The following is a 15,808-nucleotide window of genomic DNA, read 5'->3' as shown; positions in this document are numbered from 1 at the left end:
CGCAATCGCCAGCTTGATCGTGTTGGCGCCAGCTTGATCCTGTTGGCGATTGTCTGACGGCGGCTTCGCGCCTACATCGGTTGGAACGATTTGTTTCACGAATGGACCTGCCATGAACAGCCTGATCGGCCAATTCGACATTTCCGACGATCGCGTCAAAGAGATCGTCACTGAGACCATCAAGGGCGCCGATGACGGCGAACTGTTCCTCGAATACAGCGAGAGCGAAGCGCTGATGTTCGACAATGGCCGGCTGAAGACGGCCAATTTCAACACCGACCAGGGGTTTGGCTTGCGGGCCGTCGCCGGCGAGGCAAGCGGCTATGCGCATTCCAGCGATCTTTCCGAAGCCTCGCTGCTGCGCGCCGCCGATGCCGTCTCGGCGGTCAAGGGCGGCTATTCCGGCCAGCTCACCGGAGCGCCCGCCCGCACCAACCGCCACCTCTATGGAGACGAAAACCCGATCCCCTCGCCGTCCTTCGAAGCCAAGGCCAAGCTGTTGCAGGAGATCGACGGCTGGCTGCGGGCAAAGGATCCGCGCGTGCGCCAGGTAACCGCTTCGCTCGCTGCTTCCTGGCAACATGTCGAGATCGTGCGCGGCGATGGCCAGATCGTGCGCGACGTCCGCCCGCTGGTCCGGATCAACGTCTCGGTCGTGGTCGGCAGCGGCGACCGGCAGGAGAGCGGCTCCTACGGCATGGGCGGCCGCAAGAGCTTTGGCGAGTTCGTCGGCGAGGAAAGCTGGAAGCACGCCGCGGCTGAGGCGCTGCGGCAGGCGCTGGTCAATCTCGAAGCCATCCCCGCGCCCGCCGGCACGTTCGACATCGTGCTGTCCAGCGGCTGGCCGGGCGTGATGCTGCACGAGGCGGTCGGCCATGGGCTCGAAGGCGACTTCAATCGCAAGAAGACATCGGCCTTCGCCGGCCTGATGGGCAGCCAGGTGGCGGCGAAAGGCGTCACAGTGGTCGATGACGGCACGATCCCCGAGCGGCGCGGCTCGCTCACCGTCGACGATGAAGGCACGCCCTCGGCGCGGAACGTCTTGATCGAGGACGGCAGACTGGTCGGCTATATGCAGGACCGCCAGAACGCCCGGCTGATGGGGATGAAGGCGACCGGCAACGGCCGGCGCGAGGGCTATGCGCACCAGCCGATGCCGCGCATGACCAACACCTACATGACCGCGGGCGACATGAACCCTGAAGAGATCATCGCCTCGGTCAAGAACGGCATCTACGCCGTTTCCTTCGGCGGCGGCCAGGTCGACATCACCTCGGGCAAGTTCGTGTTCGGCTGCACCGAGGCCTACATGATCGAGAACGGCAAGGTGACGCAGCCGGTCAAGGGCGCGATGCTGATCGGCAACGGCCCGGACGCCATGCATCGCGTCAGCATGATCGGCAACGACATGAAGCTCGACACCGGCATCGGCATGTGCGGCAAGGCCGGACAGGGCGTGCCGGTCGGCGTCGGCCAACCGCATCTGAGGATGAACCAGATGACGGTGGGCGGCACCAGGGTTTGAGGCGTCGGGGCGTTCTGGTATCAAGCCTGCCAAGACGATATTTTCCGAGCGTGCAGCCATCGTGTCCAAATCCGAGAACGCGCCAGAGGAGGTCCATCTGAAGCCGGTGCCGGCCTTTGCTCCGACGCGGCCGCAGGACGTATTTGGAGTCCTGCAGCGTGCTGGCAGGCCAAAAACATTGGAGGATATGGACCTGGGCGTACGCGCCGAAGCGCAGCAGCGCAATGCTCGTGATTGATGCCAACTGCGGCGCGGCAACCTCTGCCTTATGCGAAACACAATCGTGTTAGGATATTATTAATTGTTTAATTGGCAGGGCTGGCGTTTGCGCATTAGCTTGTCGCCAGTCTCCTCGTTGCGGTGGTGTTGGCAGTGAAGCGATCCCCTCACGTCCTGACCTCTTCCTTCCTCTTTGGCCTTGTTTCGTTGGTTGGTGTTTCGTCGCTCTGTATCAGCCCGGCGGCCGCGCAGTCGACATGGTTCAAGCGACCATCGACGCAACCTGCTGCCGGTGCAAACTCAGCCGCGGTCGGGGCACGCACGAGCGTCCCCTATGGCTGGATCGATTTCTGTCATCGCCGGCCGAAAGAATGCAAAGTGCCTGCTCTGCCGGCCACGAGCGTCAAGCTGACCGCGCAGAACCTGCGCACGCTCAAGCGGATCAACCAGAAGGCAAACCGCTCCATCAAGCCCGTCAGCAACTACGACCACTGGGGCACGATGATGGACCACTGGGACTATCCGGTGGACGGCAAGGGCGACTGCAAGATCTACGCGCTCTACAAGCGCAAGCTCCTCCTGGAAGCAGGCTTCCCCCGGCAGGCGCTGCTGATGACGGTGGTGCGCGATCTCAGCAATGAGGGCCACACAATCCTGACGGTGAAGACCGATAAGGGCGATCTCGTCCTGGACAATCTGGTCGACGGGATCAGACCCTGGAATGCCACCGGCTATTATTTCCTGAAACGGCAGTCGCAGCAGAACCCGAACACCTGGGTTTCGATCAACCAGCGCGGCGGTACGCCAAAAACCTGACGCATGCCGCCAAGCTCGTGGGCTGAGCGGCCGGAGCGATCCGCCTTTGACGGGCTGACGCGCCACAAGTCAGCGATCCCCTCTCTCGCAAGGTCATAGGCAGGGATGTGCGCCCTACGGGGAAGCTGACGCCCGGCGGCGACAGCCTACTGGTTGCAGGCCGGTTCGCCCTGCTGTCCGCAAGACGGCTTCTTCTTGAGCTGCTGCGGCGGCTGCTCCTGCGGGAGACGCCGCTCTTGCGGCTGCGGTCTCGGCTGCGCGCGGAATTCCGGCTTCGGCTCCGATCTCTGCGGCCGGAGCACCTGCTCGTTCGGCCTTTCCTGTCTCAACTGACGCGGCGCATTCTCGTTCGGCCTGATCTTGAGGTTGCGCTGGACGTTAACTTCGGGGCCGGCGGCCCCCCCTTCGCTGTTCTGCAGCCGGCGCAACGTCCTGCCCCTGTCGTTCCTGCTGGCCGAGCCCTGATTCTGGTCGGAGAACACGGTCGGATTGTTCCTCCTGAACCGTTTCTGCACGCCCGGTCCGTTGTCGGTTGGCTCACCGTTGACGGTCGGCAGTCTGCGGACCTTCCTGCTCTTGTCGTTTGCGCCGGCCGGGCCCTGACCCTGGTTGGAGAACACCTCCGGATTGTTCTTCCTGAGCCGCTCCTGCACGCCCGGCCGGTTTTCGGCCGGCGCACCGTTGACGGTCGGCAGCTTGCGCAACTTCCTGCCCTTCTGCTGAGCCGTGCCTTGCTCTCCGGTAACAGCAGCACCGGCATTTCCCGTCGCCTCCTGGTTCCCGCCTACGATGCCTTGCCTGCCAAGCTGCTTCCTGGACTTGTTGCTCGGCAAATTCTCGCCGTTCAGCGCCGGCTTGCCGTTGACGAGCGGCAGCTTTTCACCGTTGGCTCCGGGCAGCGTGTGGTCGGTTCCAAGCTTACCGGTCGGCAGGTTCTTCGACAGCGGAGTCGCGGCACCAGGCTGCTGGCCCTGTATCACACGCTGGCCAGGCTTCGGCGGCAAGCCGCCCTGTTGCTGATTGGATGGGGCCTGACCGGACATGGCCGCCCTCTTCTTCAGCAGCGGCGGCAGCGCGACCCTGGCCGCCAGTGCAGCCGAGCCGGCACCAACGGCGCCTCCGGTCGTCTTCTGGCCTGTAGTGAGGCCACCTTGAGCATTGTGATTGGTGGTCTCGTTTTTGATCGTCGTGTTGATGTTGTTGATGACGGTCGTGTTGTGGATGTTGTTGAAGATGATGTCGTTCGGCGGCCGCACGATGTGACGCGGCGGGTTGATGAACGCGGGTATCGGCACGAACACCGGCGTCGGCAGGACGAAGACGTCGACCGGCGGCGGCGGCGCCACCAGCACCACGAAATCCGGCGGCGGCGGCGGCAGGAAGATCACCGCTATCGGCGGTGGCGGCTCGAAGTCGAAATCGGGATCGTCGAAATACAGCACCGGCCTGTCGACGTAGACGATTTCCTCCTCCGGCGGCGGCGGCACGTCATATTCATAGACGGTAAAATCCTCCGGCGGCTCCAGGGCAGCATCGAAATGCTCGAGGCGACGGCGCGCGTCCCAGGCATGCGGGCCATGCGGATAGCGCTCCAGGTAGGACCAATAGGCATCCGGTGTGTCCTGCAGCCAGGTCTCGCGCCAGGTGATCGCCTCGCGCCGCGCAGCGATGATGGCGCGCACGCGCTTGGCCATCGGATCGTGTGGATAAGCGACGAGGAAATCCTCGTAGCCGCGCATCGTGTCGCGGTCGAGAGCCGCGACATAGGCGTCATGAGCGTTGAAATCGCGGATCGCCCTGGTTCGATTGGACCGGGATTCGGCCTCCGAAACCTTGGGAGCGGGCGCGTCCGCGGCACGGTCGAAGAAGACGAAAGGCTTGGTGATTTTCGAGGCATTCCACGGCACTTCCGCACCTTGCGTCACCTCGTTGACACGCAGTCGTGTGCGGTCGAACACGTCGTCAAGCGACAATCCGCCTTCGCGTATCATCTCGGCGAGCGCCTGGGCATAGGCGCCGTAGGGGCCCTTGCCTTCGGGCGCGACCGTTCCGGGAGCGGCGTTGAAGGCAATCAGCATATTCGGGTCGGGATCGACCAGCGCCAAACCGCCGGCCAGAGGCTGGCTCATCTTCGGGACGGCATTCGGCCGCGCCGCATCCAGCACGACGATGTTGACCTTCGTCGGCAATCCGGCCAGCGACTTGGTGACATCGGAGAGCCGCATCGCCTGAAGCGGCACGTCGGCCGGACTGGCGATCTGGGCATCGACCGGCAAGAAGTAATTCTCGCCTTCGAACTGCACGCCGTGGCCGGCGAGATAAACGAAGACAACCGCGTCGGGACCGGCGGCGGAGACCTTGCCGAGGAAATCGCGCAAAGCGCCGCGCAGCGATTCCTGATCGACATCGCGCGCCCCGACCACATCGAACCCGGCCGCCTGCAAGGTCTGCGCGATCAGGCCCGCATCATTGGCGGCGGTCGCAAGCTCGCCGGACTGATACGCGCCATTGCCGATGACGAACGCCAAGCGCTTTTCACCTTGCGCAAGCGCCCCGGTCGCGGAGCAGACCGCGAAAAAGATAAAAACGACGATGAGGCCGATGAATTTCTGAAGCGTCCGCATTGCAATCCGCTGTCCGTTATCGCCGTCGGTACATTAGTAACGCCGAATATGCCGAAATGTTTCCCGAAGATGCGAAATTAGGAGCCCGCAAAGAGGCGGCTTTAGGGCGCGATTTCGTCCAAAGAACAGAGACTTCAGAGAATTTCTTGCGACCGGCGATCGTGAACTACCGCCGCCGCTTCGGTTTCTCCAGCAGCGCGACTGCCTCGACATGCGGCGACCACAGGAACTGGTCGATCGGCATAACGCTCTTCAGTTGATAACCGCCGTCGAGAAGGATGCGCAAATCCCGCGCCAGCGTCACCGGATTGCAGGAGACGGCGGCGACCAGCGACACGTCGGAGCGGGCGATCTGCTTCGACTGGTCCTCGGCGCCGGCGCGCGGCGGATCGAAGACCAGGCCGTCGAAGGCGTTCAACTCCTTGAAGGTCAGCGGCCGGCGGAACAGATCGCGGCGCTCGCTGGTCACCCGCTTCAGGCCGCTGGCAAAGCGGAAGGCGTGGTCGAGCGCGGCAAGCGCGGGCGCATCGCCTTCGACGGCATGGACCTCGGATTTCGCGCCAAGCCGCAGCGCGAAGCTGCCGCAACCGGCAAACAGGTCCGCGACCTTCTTGGCGCGCGACAGATGCTGGCCGACGAGGCTCGCCATCGTCTGCTCGGCGGCTTCCGTCGCCTGCAGGAAGGCGCCGGGCGGCACGGCGACCGCGACCGAGCCGAACTGCACCACCGGTTTCTTCGGCTCGACAATGATCTCGCCGTCGACGGAAAGCCTCGCCAGTCCCTCGGCCATGACGAAATTGGAGGCGATGCGTCGCTGATTGTCGCCGAGCTTGCCGGCATCCTGAACGGCAATGTCGAAGCCGGAAGCGGTGACGGTCACCGTCATATGAAACGCCTTCGGCGTCGCGCAGACCAATCCGGTCAGGGCGCGCAATTTATCGAGCGCCGAGACAATTGCCGGCAGCGAGATCGGGCATTCCTCGATCGGGATGATCTCGGAGGAGAGCGCGCGCACGAAGCCGAGCAGCATGCCGCCGGCCTCGGTGCGCCTGGCGCTGAAGGTGACGCGGCGGCGCGTGTGCGGCGCGCAAGGCATCAGCGCAGCGATTTCGCCGCCGATGCCCTTGGCCTTCAGCGCCTGCACGACCTTCTCGCGCTTCCATTGCTGGTAGGCTTCGGCCTCGTAATGCTGGAGCGCGCAGCCACCGCATTCGGTGAAATGGCGGCAGGCCGGTTCGATCCTGAGCGACGAGGCTTCCAGCACCGACATCAGCGTGGCGCGGTCCTTCTGGCGCGCGGCGGTGATCGTCTCGCCCGGCAGCGTGAACGGGATGAAGACGTCCCCGCCCTCGGCATTGGCGATGCCATCGCCCTGCGAACCCAACCTGGCGATCGTGAAGCGTGTGCTCATCGCGACACTGCGTCCTTTATGGCTGCGAGCAGGAACTCGCGGTTGCCGTCGCCGCCTTCGATCGGCGACGGGTGAAGCCCGAGCACCCGCCAGCCGGGAATGCCCGCGAGCCAATCGCGCAAGTTGCCGGCAATGCGCTCGGCATCGCCTGGATCCTTGAGCAGGCCGCCCTTGCCAATGGCCTCGCGGCCGGCCTCGAATTGCGGCTTGACCAGAAGAATTGCCCTGGCGCCCTCGTCCGCCAAGTCCAGCGCCGGCGGCAGCGCCAGCTTCAGTGAGATGAAACTGACGTCGCATACCAGGAAGCCGGGAACGCGGCCGCCGAGATCGGCTGCCGTCAAATCGCGGGCGTTCAGCCCTTCAATCGCCGTCACGCGCGGGGCGCCGGCAATGTCTGGGTGCATCTGACCATGGCCGACATCGATCGCCGTGACATGTGCCGCGCCTCGCTCCAGCAGCACCTGGGTGAAGCCGCCGGTTGAGGCGCCGATGTCGAGCCCTTCGCTTCCGGAAGGGTCCAGGCCGAAACGGTCGAGGCCGGCGATCAGCTTCAATGCCGCGCGCGACACATAGGACCGTGCCGGGTCGTCGATTGCGACCAGACATCCCGACGCGACGGGCTGGCCAGGCTTGCGGGCAACGATGCCGTCGACAGTTACCGTGCCGCGCTCGATCGCATCGCGGGCGCGCGAGCGGCTGGCAAACAGACCGCGCCCGACGAGCAATTCGTCGAGCCGCTGGCGCTGGCTGGCTGGCAAAGCGGAATTCATCGGCCTTCATTGGCGAAAGCCGGGCGCGAACGCAATGGGTTGAATACAGGGCAACAGGCTGCAGAATGCCGACAGGAACAGGCCATTCATCAGTAAGTGGAGGTGGCAATGCTGAAGGGTACCTGTCATTGCGGCGCGGCCCACTGGACGCTGGAAGGCGACCCCGGTGGGATCACCGCCTGCAATTGCACGCTTTGCCGCCGCTACGGCACGCTCTGGGCCTATGACTATGTCGACGAGCGCATTCGCGTCGCCGGACCGCTGAAGTCCTACACGCGCGCCGAGGTGGCCGAACCCTCGCTGGAGATCCTGTTCTGTCCGACCTGCGCCTGCGTGGTCGCCTGGCGCGGCCTGCGTTCCGGCAAGAGCGGCCGCACGCGCATCGCGGTCAATGTCCGGCTGGCGCCGCCGGAGGACGTCGCCGACCTGCCGATCGACCACTTCGACGGCCTCGATACCTATGACGACCTGCCGCGCGACGGCCGTTGCGTGCGCGATATGTGGTTTTAAAAAACGGTCCGCGAAACCTGGCGCTCGACGGCCGGCATCAGGCCGTCGTTGCTGGAAGCTTCCTTGCGCGGCGCCTCGACCGGCGCCGGCGCGGCGGGCGCTGCTTCCGGCAGCACGACGAATTGAGGAACCTGCTTGTACGAGAAGGCGCCGCGGATGTTGCCCATCTTGCCGGCGACGATATCCAGCACCGCCTTTTCAAGGTTGCGGTCGTAGCGCGTCTCGGCTGTCGCCGGCGCCGCCATCGCTGCCAAAAGGGCCATGCCGCACAGAAGCGTCTTCATTTTTGCTATCTCCCTGCCTGGCTCGAAGTTTTAGCAGGGCGCCGTTGAAAATCGGCCAAGAGACAGGGTAAGCGAACCGCCAAACGGAAGCGTTAACAAATGGTTGCCATAAAAAGCCGGCAAACCAATTTAAAAAGCCGAGACTTTGATTCAGGCGCGCTGCGCCTGCACGCCGCGGCCGAGCGCGGCGAAGACCGTACGCACGATACCGGCCGAATCCAGGCCGGCGTCGGCATACATTTTTTCGGGCTTGGAGTGGTCGCTGAACACGTCCGGCAGCACCAGCGGGCGCGCCTTGAGGCCGCTTTCCAAGAGGCCTTCATGGGCAAGGAAATGCAGGACCTGGCTGGCGAAGCCGCCGATGGCGCCCTCCTCCACGGTCACCAGCACTTCATGCGAACGGGCGAGGCGCCGGATGAGATCTTCGTCCAGCGGCTTGGCGAAGCGGGCGTCGGCTACGGTGATGGACAGGCCCGCCGCGCCGAGTTCCTCGGCGGCCAAAAGGCAATCCTGCAGCCGTGTGCCGAAGGAAAGCAGCGCGACCTTTGTACCTTCCTTCACGATGCGGCCCTTGCCGATTTCGAGCACCGAGCCACGCTCCGGCATGTCGACGCCGACGCCGTTGCCGCGCGGATAGCGGAAGGCGATCGGCCCGTCATCATAGGACGCCGCAGTGCGCACCATGTGGCGAAGCTCCGCCTCATCGGCTGCGGCCATGACGACGAAGCCCGGCAGCGTGGCCAGGAAGGTCGTGTCGAAAGCGCCGCAATGGGTGGCGCCGTCGGCGCCGACGAAGCCGGCGCGGTCGATCGGGAAGCGCACCGGCAGTTTCTGGATCGCGACGTCATGCACGACCTGGTCGTAGGCGCGCTGCAGGAAGGTGGAATAGATGGCGGCGAAGGGTTTGTAGCCTTCGGTGGCGAGGCCGGCGGCAAAAGTCACCGCATGCTGCTCGGCAATGCCGACATCGAAGGTGCGGGATGGAAACACCTCGCCGAAGAGGTCGAGGCCGGTGCCGCCCGGCATAGCGGCGGTGATGGCGACGATGCGATCGTCTTCGCGCGCTTCCTGGATCAGGCTTTCGGCGAAGACCTTGGTGTAGGCGGGCGCATTGGCCGGCGCCTTGGCCTGCGCGCCGGTGATGACATCGAATTTGTTGACGCCGTGATATTTGTCGGCCGCAGCTTCCGCCGGCGCATAGCCCTTGCCCTTCTGGGTCACGACATGGATCAGCACCGGGCCGTCGCCATGGTCGCGGACATTCCTCAGCACCGGGATGAGATGCTCGAGATTGTGCCCGTCGATGGGGCCGATATGATAGAAGCCGAGCTCCTCGAACAAGGTGCCGCCGGTGACATAGCCGCGCGCATGCTCGACCGCGCGGGTGATGGCACGGTCGGCGCGCTTGCCGAGATAGGATGTCAGCTTCTTGCCGAAATCGCGCAGGCCCAGATAGGCCTTGCCGGAGGCGAGCCTGGCCAGATAGGCGCTCATGGCGCCGGTCGGCGGCGCGATCGACATGTCGTTGTCGTTGAGGATGACGATCAGCCGGGCATCGAGCGCGCCGGCATTGTTCAGCGCCTCGAAAGCCATGCCGGCCGACATCGAGCCATCTCCGATGACGGCAATGACATTGTTGTGGGCGCCCGAAAGCTCGCGGGCCATCGCCATGCCGAGGCCCGCCGAAATCGATGTCGAGGAGTGCGCCGCGCCGAACGGATCGTATTCGCTCTCGGCCCTCCGGGTGAAGCCGGACAAGCCGCCTTCCTGGCGCAGGGTGCGGATACGGTCGCGGCGACCGGTCAGGATCTTGTGCGGATAAGCCTGGTGGCCGACGTCCCAGATCAGCCGGTCTGCCGGCGTGTTGAAGACATAATGCAGGGCAACCGTCAACTCGACCACGCCGAGGCCGGCGCCGAGATGGCCGCCGGTCTGCGATACGGCGTCGATGAGCTCGGCGCGGAGTTCCGCGGCAAGCTGAGGCAGCGCGACGTCATCAAGCGTCCGCAGGTCCGCTGGAATGCGGACCTTGTCGAGCAGCGGCGTGTCTGGCTTCACTCGGGGCGCGTCCTGCCTCAATTGATCGAACTCGGCGCTACCAGCAAATTGCGCCGTAATCATGCGCGGGCATAGGCCGCCGGCGGGCGAATGTAAATGCGCGTCAGTGACACGCAGCCGTGCCGCCCTAGCCTTCCGGCAACGGAATGAACTCTTCCTCATCACCAGGAACGATATCGAAGCGGCCTGTCTTCCATTCCTGCTTGGCCTGTTCGATCCGCTCTTTCGAGGACGAGACGAAATTCCACCAGATATAGCGCTTGGAGCCCAGCGAAGCGCCACCGAACAGCATGAAATGCGCGCCGCGCTCGGAGGAAACGATGATTTCCTCGCCCGGCTTGAACACCAGAAGCCGCTCGGCCGGAAACATATCGCCGGCGATCGAGACTTCGCCTTCCAGCGTGTAGACGGCGCGCTCCTCGGCATCGCCCGGAATTTTCACGCTGGCGCCCGCCGCCAGTCTGAGATCGGCATAAAGCGTGTCCGAAGCGGTCGCGACGGGCGAGCGCAGCCCCGAGAACTCGCCGATGACGATGCGGCCGCTCACGCCCTCGGCATCGATCTCGGGCAGGCGCGTCACCGCAGTGTTCGCGAACACCGGGGCAATTTCCTCCTTGCCGTCCGGCAGCGCCAGCCAGGTCTGCAGGCCGGAAACCGACATCGGTGCGCCGCGCAGTTCCTGCGGCGTGCGCTCGGAATGAACGATGCCACGCCCGGCGGTCATCAAATTCACGTCGCCCGGCGCGATCACCATTTCGGTGCCGAGCGAGTCGCGATGCCTGATCTTGCCATCGAAAAGGTAGGTGACGGTGGACAGCCCGATATGCGGATGCGGGCGCACGTCGAGCGCATGGCCGGCGCGCAGAATGGCTGGGCCCATGCGGTCGAAGAAGATGAACGGCCCGACCAGCCGTCGCTTGGCCGTCGGCAGGGCGCGCCGAACCTCGAAGCCGCCAATATCCTTCGCGTTCGGAACGACCATCAGCTCGATCTGATCGCAGGCAAAGGCATCGCCGGGTTCAGGATCGTTTCCCGGAAAGAAGCTCATGACGGTTCCTCAGGCGAAACGGAGCGCCGACCTGGCCTTCGCCTTGGCAGCTTCTTCCTCGCGATTGCGCGGCTCCTGCGCGGTCTCGAGCGAATCGATGAGCTCGCGCGCGATAGCTGCGATCGCCTCGACCGCGTGGTGGAAGGCATGCTCGTTGCGCTTGGAAGGCTTGGTCGAGCCGCTCAGCTTGCGCACGAATTGAAGCGCGGCATCATGCACTTCATCATTGGTCGCCGGCGGCTCGAAATTGGCCAGAGTCTTGATGTTGCGGCACATGGCTTGAACTCCTTTGTCTGCCCCCTACCCGCTTCACTCACTCGGCGTCGAGCGGCTCGGTTCCCGCTGGCTTGCCGTCGCGCGACAGCCTGATCTTCTCGACCTTGTCCTCGGCCGCTTTCAGCAGCCGGTCGCAATGGGCCTTCAGTGCCTCGCCACGCTCGTAGATCCTGATCGACTGGTCGAGCGGGACATCGCCGCGCTCCAGATCATCGACGATCTTCTCCAGCGCATCGAGCGCCTGTTCGAAGCTCATCGCCTTGACGTCCTCATTGCCTTCCACTGCCATACCCTATCCCTTCATCAGCCGCCCGACATGGGCGGCGACTGAAAATGCCAGTCCCTGCAGATCGTAGCCGCCTTCCAGCAGGCTGACGAGCCTGTTGCCGCTGTGGCGGCCGGCGCGTTCCATCAACTGGCCGGTCGCCCAGTCGAAATCATCCTCGGTCAGGTTGATCTCGGCGAGCGGGTCGCGGTGGTGCGCGTCGAATCCGGCGGAAATAATGATCAGGTCCGGCGCGAACGCGTCGATCGAGGGCAGCACGCGTGACAGGAACGCGTCGCGGAACAAATCGGTGCCGGTCTGCGGCGCAAGCGGTGCATTGACTATATTGCCGGCGCCGGTTTCGGTCTTCGCGCCAGTGCCCGGATAAAGCGGCATCTGATGCGTCGAGCAATAGAGCACCGACGGGTCGTCCCAGAAAATGTCCTGCGTGCCGTTGCCGTGATGGACGTCCCAGTCGACGATGGCGACGCGCTCGGCCTGATGCTTCTTTTGCGCGTAGCGGGCGGCGATCGCCGCCGTGTTGAACAAGCAGAAACCCATAGCCGTGGTCTTTTCGGCATGGTGGCCGGGCGGGCGGGCGGCGACGAAGACGTTGGCGGCACGGCCTTCGAAGACATCGTCGACGGCAGCGTTGGCGCCGCCGATCGCCGTCACCACGGCCTGCCAACTCTTCGGGCTGGCGCTGGTGTCGGCATCGATCGAGACGATGCCGCTCTGAGGGATCGCCGCGCGGACACGCTCGACGAAGTCCTCGGGGTGAGCGTAAAGGATAGTGGCCTCGTCGCCTTCGGGCGCCTTGACACGTTCGAGCGTCGAAAAAGCCTCGTCGTCCAGCACGCGCTCGATGGCGCGCAGACGGTCGGGCCGCTCGGGGTGGCCGGGCGGCGTGATGTGTTCGAGAAAGATCGGGTGCGTGTAGAGACGGGTGGCCATGGCGCCTAATCTAGGCACCCGCGGCGTGGATGACCATGTTTGAGAAGCCGAATGGCTGGGGAAAATTGCGCCAAGCCATGTCGCTCGCGCCATTGGCGCGGCCCAAGCTTCGCGGTAAGGTCGGGTCGCTGCCTGGTGCCCGCGCCGCGGGAGAATCGGGAACACGGTTGAACTCCGTGGCGTGCCCAACGCTGTGAGGGGGACCGCGCCGGCAAAAGCCACTGTCGATGACGGGAAGGCGCCGGAGCGGGATGATCCCGAGCCAGAAGACCGGCCTGGCAGACATGGTTACCCGCTTGGTCAGGCGGGCGACTGCTTGTCGCAAGGGGAAAAGCGATGACGGCAGCAGCGATCGCCGCGAGCGGCGATGACTTTGACCAATTGGCGCGGGACGCGGTCTACCGGGCGATGTTCACCAGGCGTGACGTGCGCAGCCACTTCACGGCCGACGATCTGGACGATGCCGTGCTGGCGCGGCTGCTCACCGCGGCGCATCACGCGCCATCGGTCGGCTTTATGCAGCCGTGGAACTTCATCGTCATCCGCGATGCGGCAAGGCGGCGGCAGGTGCGCGATCTGTTCCTCGCCGCGCGCGAGCAGGAACTGCCCGCAATCGAGGCGGAACGGCAGGCGCTCTACCGTAAGCTGAAGCTCGAAGGCATCTGCGAAAGCGCGCTCAATCTTTGCATCACCTGCGACCGGCAGCGTTCGAAAGACTCGCCGCTCGGGCGCTTGCACAATCCGGAAATGGACCTCTACAGCACCGTCTGCGCGGTACAGAATTTCTGGCTGGCGGCGCGCGCCGAAGGGGTCGGGGTCGGCTGGGTTAGCATCATCGAGACGGAGGCGCTGAAGCAGCTTCTCTCGATCCCGGAGCACGTCACGCCGATCGCCTATCTGTGCGTCGGCCGCGTCTCGGCATTCGCGCCGAGGCCGGATCTCGAAGCGCATGGCTGGGGCAAGCGCCTGCCATTGCCCGAACTGGTGATGAGCGAGACTTTCCGCGGCGCCGGCGAGGCACCGCTCAAATCGGCGATCGCAAGGCTTGGCGGCGCGCAGAAGCCGTGATCAGTCGGTCTTCGTGCGCAGGGGCCGCCGATCAAGCGGCCCGGGGCGTATCCCAGCGCGAGCCGCCGCCGAAGGAGCCTAGCGCCTTGTCGCGCAGTTCCCTGAACTTGGACGAGGCCTCGGCCAGCCGGTGGTCCCATTCGGGGTTGGGCACCTGGCCCTCGATCGCATCGAAATAGACCTGCATCAGCGAGGCGATCGCAAAAGGCTCGATGAAGGCGGCTTTGAAGGCCCAGGCAAAGACGATGGCCAGCACGAAGGCCCAGCCGGCAAGCTGACCCGGCATGACCCACAGGATGGCGGCCGCCGGAGCCAGCATCAAAAGGAAGATGACGAAGGACACGCCCCACATGATCACCGCCAGCCAGACGGCGTTCTTGACCATGTGCTTGCCGTTCTGCGCGTAGAGCACGACGCCTTGCCGGGCGGTTTCGAAAGGCGAGTTCGAATTGATGCGGATGTTGTAGCCGAGGATGATCTCATCGACATAGGTCAGCGACAGGCGGATCACCGTGTTGATGAAGCTGACCAGCCCGCTCAGGCCCGGAATGGGCAGGAAGGCGGCGATGCCGCCGATCAGGCCGGTGATGGCGCGTATGGCGCCCTTGACCAGCTGGTCGACGACGAAAAGGATATTGGCCTCGGCGAAACGCTGGGTGACCACTTCCTTCGCATAGGCGATCTGGCCCTGGCCGTCGGGGACGTCGTGGCCGTCGATCAGATGCACCATGACGGCGATATGGCCGGCCTTCAGTACGTAGAGGATGTATTCGCGGATCCAGTAGACGGCGATCGAGACGACTCCGAAGCCGACCACGCCGCCCCAGAGCGCAAAGGACACCGGGCCGTCGGGGTCGGTCGAGATGTGACCGGCGCCGTAGCCGACGCTGGCGCCCGTGCCGGTCGCCATGATGTAGGCGACCGTGATGCCGAAATAGACGATCATGCGAAAGACGATGAACGGCCAGGTGCGCATCATGATGGACACCGACCTGGCGATGCTGAAGTCCCACATGGCCCGACTCTCCCGCCCCTCGCGCATGACCCCGAAAATCGAAATCGATTTTCGGAAAAGATCATGCGCTGAATCAAAGTTTTACAGCGTCCTTTGCGCGTTCAAAGAACGCGCGGCGCCGTAAGAGAATGGCGCAGGAGGATGCGCTTGCCCCGGCTATTGTCAATCGCGGCAGGGTTGCGCCGGTCTGAAACCGGTGCACAACCTAGTACCTGTGCACAGGGGATTTGACGGTTTCGATGGGTTGTAGCCTGGGCAGGCTGTCGGGGTCGAGGAGCAGTTCAATGCTGCGCGCGACGCCGGGCTGCCTGCGGATCCATCCAGCGCGCTCGAGGGTGATCACCATCTGATGGACGGAAGGCGCGGTGACGGCGAAGAAGCGCTGCATATCGCGTTCGGCCGGCGAGCGAGCGTTGATCAGGCCGTAGGTCCAGATGAAGGCGAGATACTGGCCCTGCTTTTCGGTGAAGCGGGGTCGATCTGGCGGCTTTGCGTCAAGTAATTGATTCATTTTCCGATTCTTCCGGAACCTCCGCACCGAAGGAGGCCATCCGGATGAATGTACGCTACCGCGTCGATCTCGACCAACCCGAACGCGACGAACTCATGAGCATGCTGCGAAGCGGCAAGCATCCGGCGCGCAGGCTCAAGCGTGCCCAGATCCTGCTGGCCGCCGAGACAGGCCTGAGCGACGAGGCGATTGCCGCGACGGTGGTGGTCGGCGGCTCCACGGTCTACCGCACCAAACGCCGCTTCGTGGAGATGGGCCTGGAAGCGGCGCTCAGCGAGGAGCCGCGCCCGGGGGCGGAGCGCAAGCTGAGCGGCAAGGAGGAGGCCTTGCTGGTGGCCACCGCCTGCTCCAGCCCGCCACCGGGCCGCAGCCGCTGGACGTTGGAACTGCTGGCCGACGCGTTCGTCAAGCTGACCGAGCATGAGCAGCTGTCGCGCGAGACGGTGCGTCGGCG

General features: G+C 64.5%; 16 protein-coding genes and 1 riboswitch. Of the genes, 5 read left to right on the top strand and 11 right to left on the bottom strand.

Annotated elements, in window-relative coordinates; translation table 11 throughout:
- Positions 1 to 112 precede the first annotated feature (112 nt).
- On the top strand, positions 113 to 1,525 hold the full coding sequence (gene tldD, locus RFM68_RS07975) for a metalloprotease TldD (protein ID WP_320232179.1): 1,413 nt from the start codon (positions 113 to 115) through the stop codon (positions 1,523 to 1,525).
- A 360-nt stretch (positions 1,526 to 1,885) separates the two neighbouring features.
- The gene (locus tag RFM68_RS07970) at positions 1,886 to 2,560 is read left to right on the top strand and encodes a transglutaminase-like cysteine peptidase (RefSeq protein ID WP_320232178.1); all 675 of its coding nucleotides are present in this window, start codon (positions 1,886 to 1,888) and stop codon (positions 2,558 to 2,560) included.
- Positions 2,561 to 2,706: 146 nt separating this feature from the next.
- Here RFM68_RS07970 and RFM68_RS07965 read toward each other — a convergent pair whose 3' ends face one another.
- From RFM68_RS07965 to RFM68_RS07955, 3 genes are all read right to left on the bottom strand, one after another.
- The gene (locus tag RFM68_RS07965) at positions 2,707 to 5,184 is read right to left on the bottom strand and encodes a caspase family protein (protein ID WP_320232177.1); all 2,478 of its coding nucleotides are present in this window, start codon (positions 5,182 to 5,184) and stop codon (positions 2,707 to 2,709) included.
- Positions 5,185 to 5,350: 166 nt separating this feature from the next.
- Positions 5,351 to 6,595 (bottom strand): class I SAM-dependent RNA methyltransferase, encoded by a 1,245-nt coding sequence (locus tag RFM68_RS07960; RefSeq protein ID WP_320232176.1) that lies wholly within the window; start codon positions 6,593 to 6,595, stop codon positions 5,351 to 5,353.
- Positions 6,592 to 7,365 (bottom strand): TlyA family RNA methyltransferase, encoded by a 774-nt coding sequence (locus tag RFM68_RS07955; protein WP_320232175.1) that lies wholly within the window; start codon positions 7,363 to 7,365, stop codon positions 6,592 to 6,594. Before RFM68_RS07955 ends, RFM68_RS07960 begins: the two co-directional genes overlap by 4 nt.
- Positions 7,366 to 7,473: 108 nt before the next feature.
- On the opposite strand from RFM68_RS07955, the gene RFM68_RS07950 reads away from it, so the two are divergent.
- Positions 7,474 to 7,875, top strand: a complete 402-nt coding sequence (locus RFM68_RS07950) for a GFA family protein (protein ID WP_320232174.1) — start codon at positions 7,474 to 7,476, stop codon at positions 7,873 to 7,875.
- Here RFM68_RS07950 and RFM68_RS07945 read toward each other — a convergent pair.
- The 6 genes from RFM68_RS07945 to RFM68_RS07920 all read right to left on the bottom strand — a co-directional run bounded on the left by RFM68_RS07945 (position 7,872) and on the right by RFM68_RS07920 (position 12,760).
- Positions 7,872 to 8,159 carry a hypothetical protein gene (locus tag RFM68_RS07945; RefSeq protein ID WP_320232173.1) on the bottom strand — a complete coding sequence of 96 codons (288 nt, stop codon included), beginning with the start codon at positions 8,157 to 8,159 and terminating at the stop codon, positions 7,872 to 7,874. The two genes, RFM68_RS07950 and RFM68_RS07945, sit on opposite strands and share 4 nt — an antisense overlap.
- 150 nt (positions 8,160 to 8,309) lie before the next feature.
- Positions 8,310 to 10,280: a 1-deoxy-D-xylulose-5-phosphate synthase gene (gene dxs / locus RFM68_RS07940; RefSeq protein ID WP_320232172.1), complete on the bottom strand. Its 1,971-nt coding sequence runs from the start codon at positions 10,278 to 10,280 to the stop codon at positions 8,310 to 8,312.
- Between the two features lie 64 nt (positions 10,281 to 10,344).
- A complete protein-coding gene (locus RFM68_RS07935) occupies positions 10,345 to 11,265 on the bottom strand; it encodes a pirin family protein (protein WP_320232171.1) in 921 nt (306 codons plus the stop codon).
- 9 nt (positions 11,266 to 11,274) lie between these two features.
- Entirely contained in the window at positions 11,275 to 11,541 is a 267-nt protein-coding gene (locus tag RFM68_RS07930) for a DUF2277 domain-containing protein (RefSeq protein ID WP_320232170.1), read from the bottom strand.
- A 37-nt stretch (positions 11,542 to 11,578) separates the two neighbouring features.
- Complete coding sequence (locus RFM68_RS07925) at positions 11,579 to 11,830, bottom strand: exodeoxyribonuclease VII small subunit (RefSeq protein WP_071035501.1); 252 nt, start codon at positions 11,828 to 11,830, stop codon at positions 11,579 to 11,581.
- Positions 11,831 to 11,833: 3 nt separating this feature from the next.
- On the bottom strand, positions 11,834 to 12,760 hold the full coding sequence (locus RFM68_RS07920; protein ID WP_320232169.1) for a histone deacetylase family protein: 927 nt from the start codon (positions 12,758 to 12,760) through the stop codon (positions 11,834 to 11,836).
- A 116-nt stretch (positions 12,761 to 12,876) separates the two neighbouring features.
- A riboswitch (cobalamin riboswitch) is annotated at positions 12,877 to 13,053 on the top strand.
- Between the two features lie 43 nt (positions 13,054 to 13,096).
- Here RFM68_RS07920 and bluB point away from each other — a divergent pair.
- Complete coding sequence (bluB, locus tag RFM68_RS07915; protein WP_320232168.1) at positions 13,097 to 13,828, top strand: 5,6-dimethylbenzimidazole synthase; 732 nt, start codon at positions 13,097 to 13,099, stop codon at positions 13,826 to 13,828.
- A gap of 31 nt (positions 13,829 to 13,859) precedes the next feature.
- Here the strand turns inward: bluB and RFM68_RS07910 are convergent, their stop codons facing one another.
- Positions 13,860 to 14,843, bottom strand: coding sequence for a hypothetical protein (locus RFM68_RS07910; RefSeq protein ID WP_320232167.1), 984 nt, complete (start codon positions 14,841 to 14,843; stop codon positions 13,860 to 13,862).
- Positions 14,844 to 15,048: 205 nt separating this feature from the next.
- The gene (locus RFM68_RS07905; protein WP_320232166.1) at positions 15,049 to 15,354 is read right to left on the bottom strand and encodes a LexA family protein; all 306 of its coding nucleotides are present in this window, start codon (positions 15,352 to 15,354) and stop codon (positions 15,049 to 15,051) included.
- A gap of 44 nt (positions 15,355 to 15,398) precedes the next feature.
- Here RFM68_RS07905 and RFM68_RS07900 point away from each other — a divergent pair.
- On the top strand, positions 15,399 to 15,808 hold a 410-nt coding region (locus tag RFM68_RS07900), incomplete at its 3' end, for a helix-turn-helix domain-containing protein (RefSeq protein WP_320232165.1).

Source organism: Mesorhizobium montanum, from assembly GCF_033977145.1.
Taxonomy (GTDB): Bacteria; Pseudomonadota; Alphaproteobacteria; order Rhizobiales; family Rhizobiaceae; genus Mesorhizobium; species Mesorhizobium montanum.
The sequence above is the reverse complement of the archived record's forward strand: the minus strand, read 5'-3'. Positions and strand labels throughout refer to the sequence as shown.

Bases quoted from the DNA above. Each gene is read 5' to 3' on its own strand.
- tldD (WP_320232179.1), top strand. From the start codon at position 113: ATGAACAGCCTGATCGGCCAATTCGACATTTCCGACGATCGCGTCAAA.
- RFM68_RS07965 (WP_320232177.1), bottom strand. From the start codon at position 5,184: ATGCGGACGCTTCAGAAATTCATCGGCCTCATCGTCGTTTTTATCTTT.
- RFM68_RS07960 (WP_320232176.1), bottom strand. From the start codon at position 6,595: ATGAGCACACGCTTCACGATCGCCAGGTTGGGTTCGCAGGGCGATGGC.
- RFM68_RS07955 (WP_320232175.1), bottom strand. From the start codon at position 7,365: ATGAATTCCGCTTTGCCAGCCAGCCAGCGCCAGCGGCTCGACGAATTG.
- RFM68_RS07950 (WP_320232174.1), top strand. From the start codon at position 7,474: ATGCTGAAGGGTACCTGTCATTGCGGCGCGGCCCACTGGACGCTGGAA.
- RFM68_RS07945 (WP_320232173.1), bottom strand. From the start codon at position 8,159: ATGAAGACGCTTCTGTGCGGCATGGCCCTTTTGGCAGCGATGGCGGCG.
- dxs (WP_320232172.1), bottom strand. From the start codon at position 10,280: ATGATTACGGCGCAATTTGCTGGTAGCGCCGAGTTCGATCAATTGAGG.
- RFM68_RS07935 (WP_320232171.1), bottom strand. From the start codon at position 11,265: ATGAGCTTCTTTCCGGGAAACGATCCTGAACCCGGCGATGCCTTTGCC.
- RFM68_RS07930 (WP_320232170.1), bottom strand. From the start codon at position 11,541: ATGTGCCGCAACATCAAGACTCTGGCCAATTTCGAGCCGCCGGCGACC.
- RFM68_RS07925 (WP_071035501.1), bottom strand. From the start codon at position 11,830: ATGGCAGTGGAAGGCAATGAGGACGTCAAGGCGATGAGCTTCGAACAG.
- RFM68_RS07920 (WP_320232169.1), bottom strand. From the start codon at position 12,760: ATGGCCACCCGTCTCTACACGCACCCGATCTTTCTCGAACACATCACG.
- bluB (WP_320232168.1), top strand. From the start codon at position 13,097: ATGACGGCAGCAGCGATCGCCGCGAGCGGCGATGACTTTGACCAATTG.
- RFM68_RS07910 (WP_320232167.1), bottom strand. From the start codon at position 14,843: ATGTGGGACTTCAGCATCGCCAGGTCGGTGTCCATCATGATGCGCACC.
- RFM68_RS07905 (WP_320232166.1), bottom strand. From the start codon at position 15,354: ATGAATCAATTACTTGACGCAAAGCCGCCAGATCGACCCCGCTTCACC.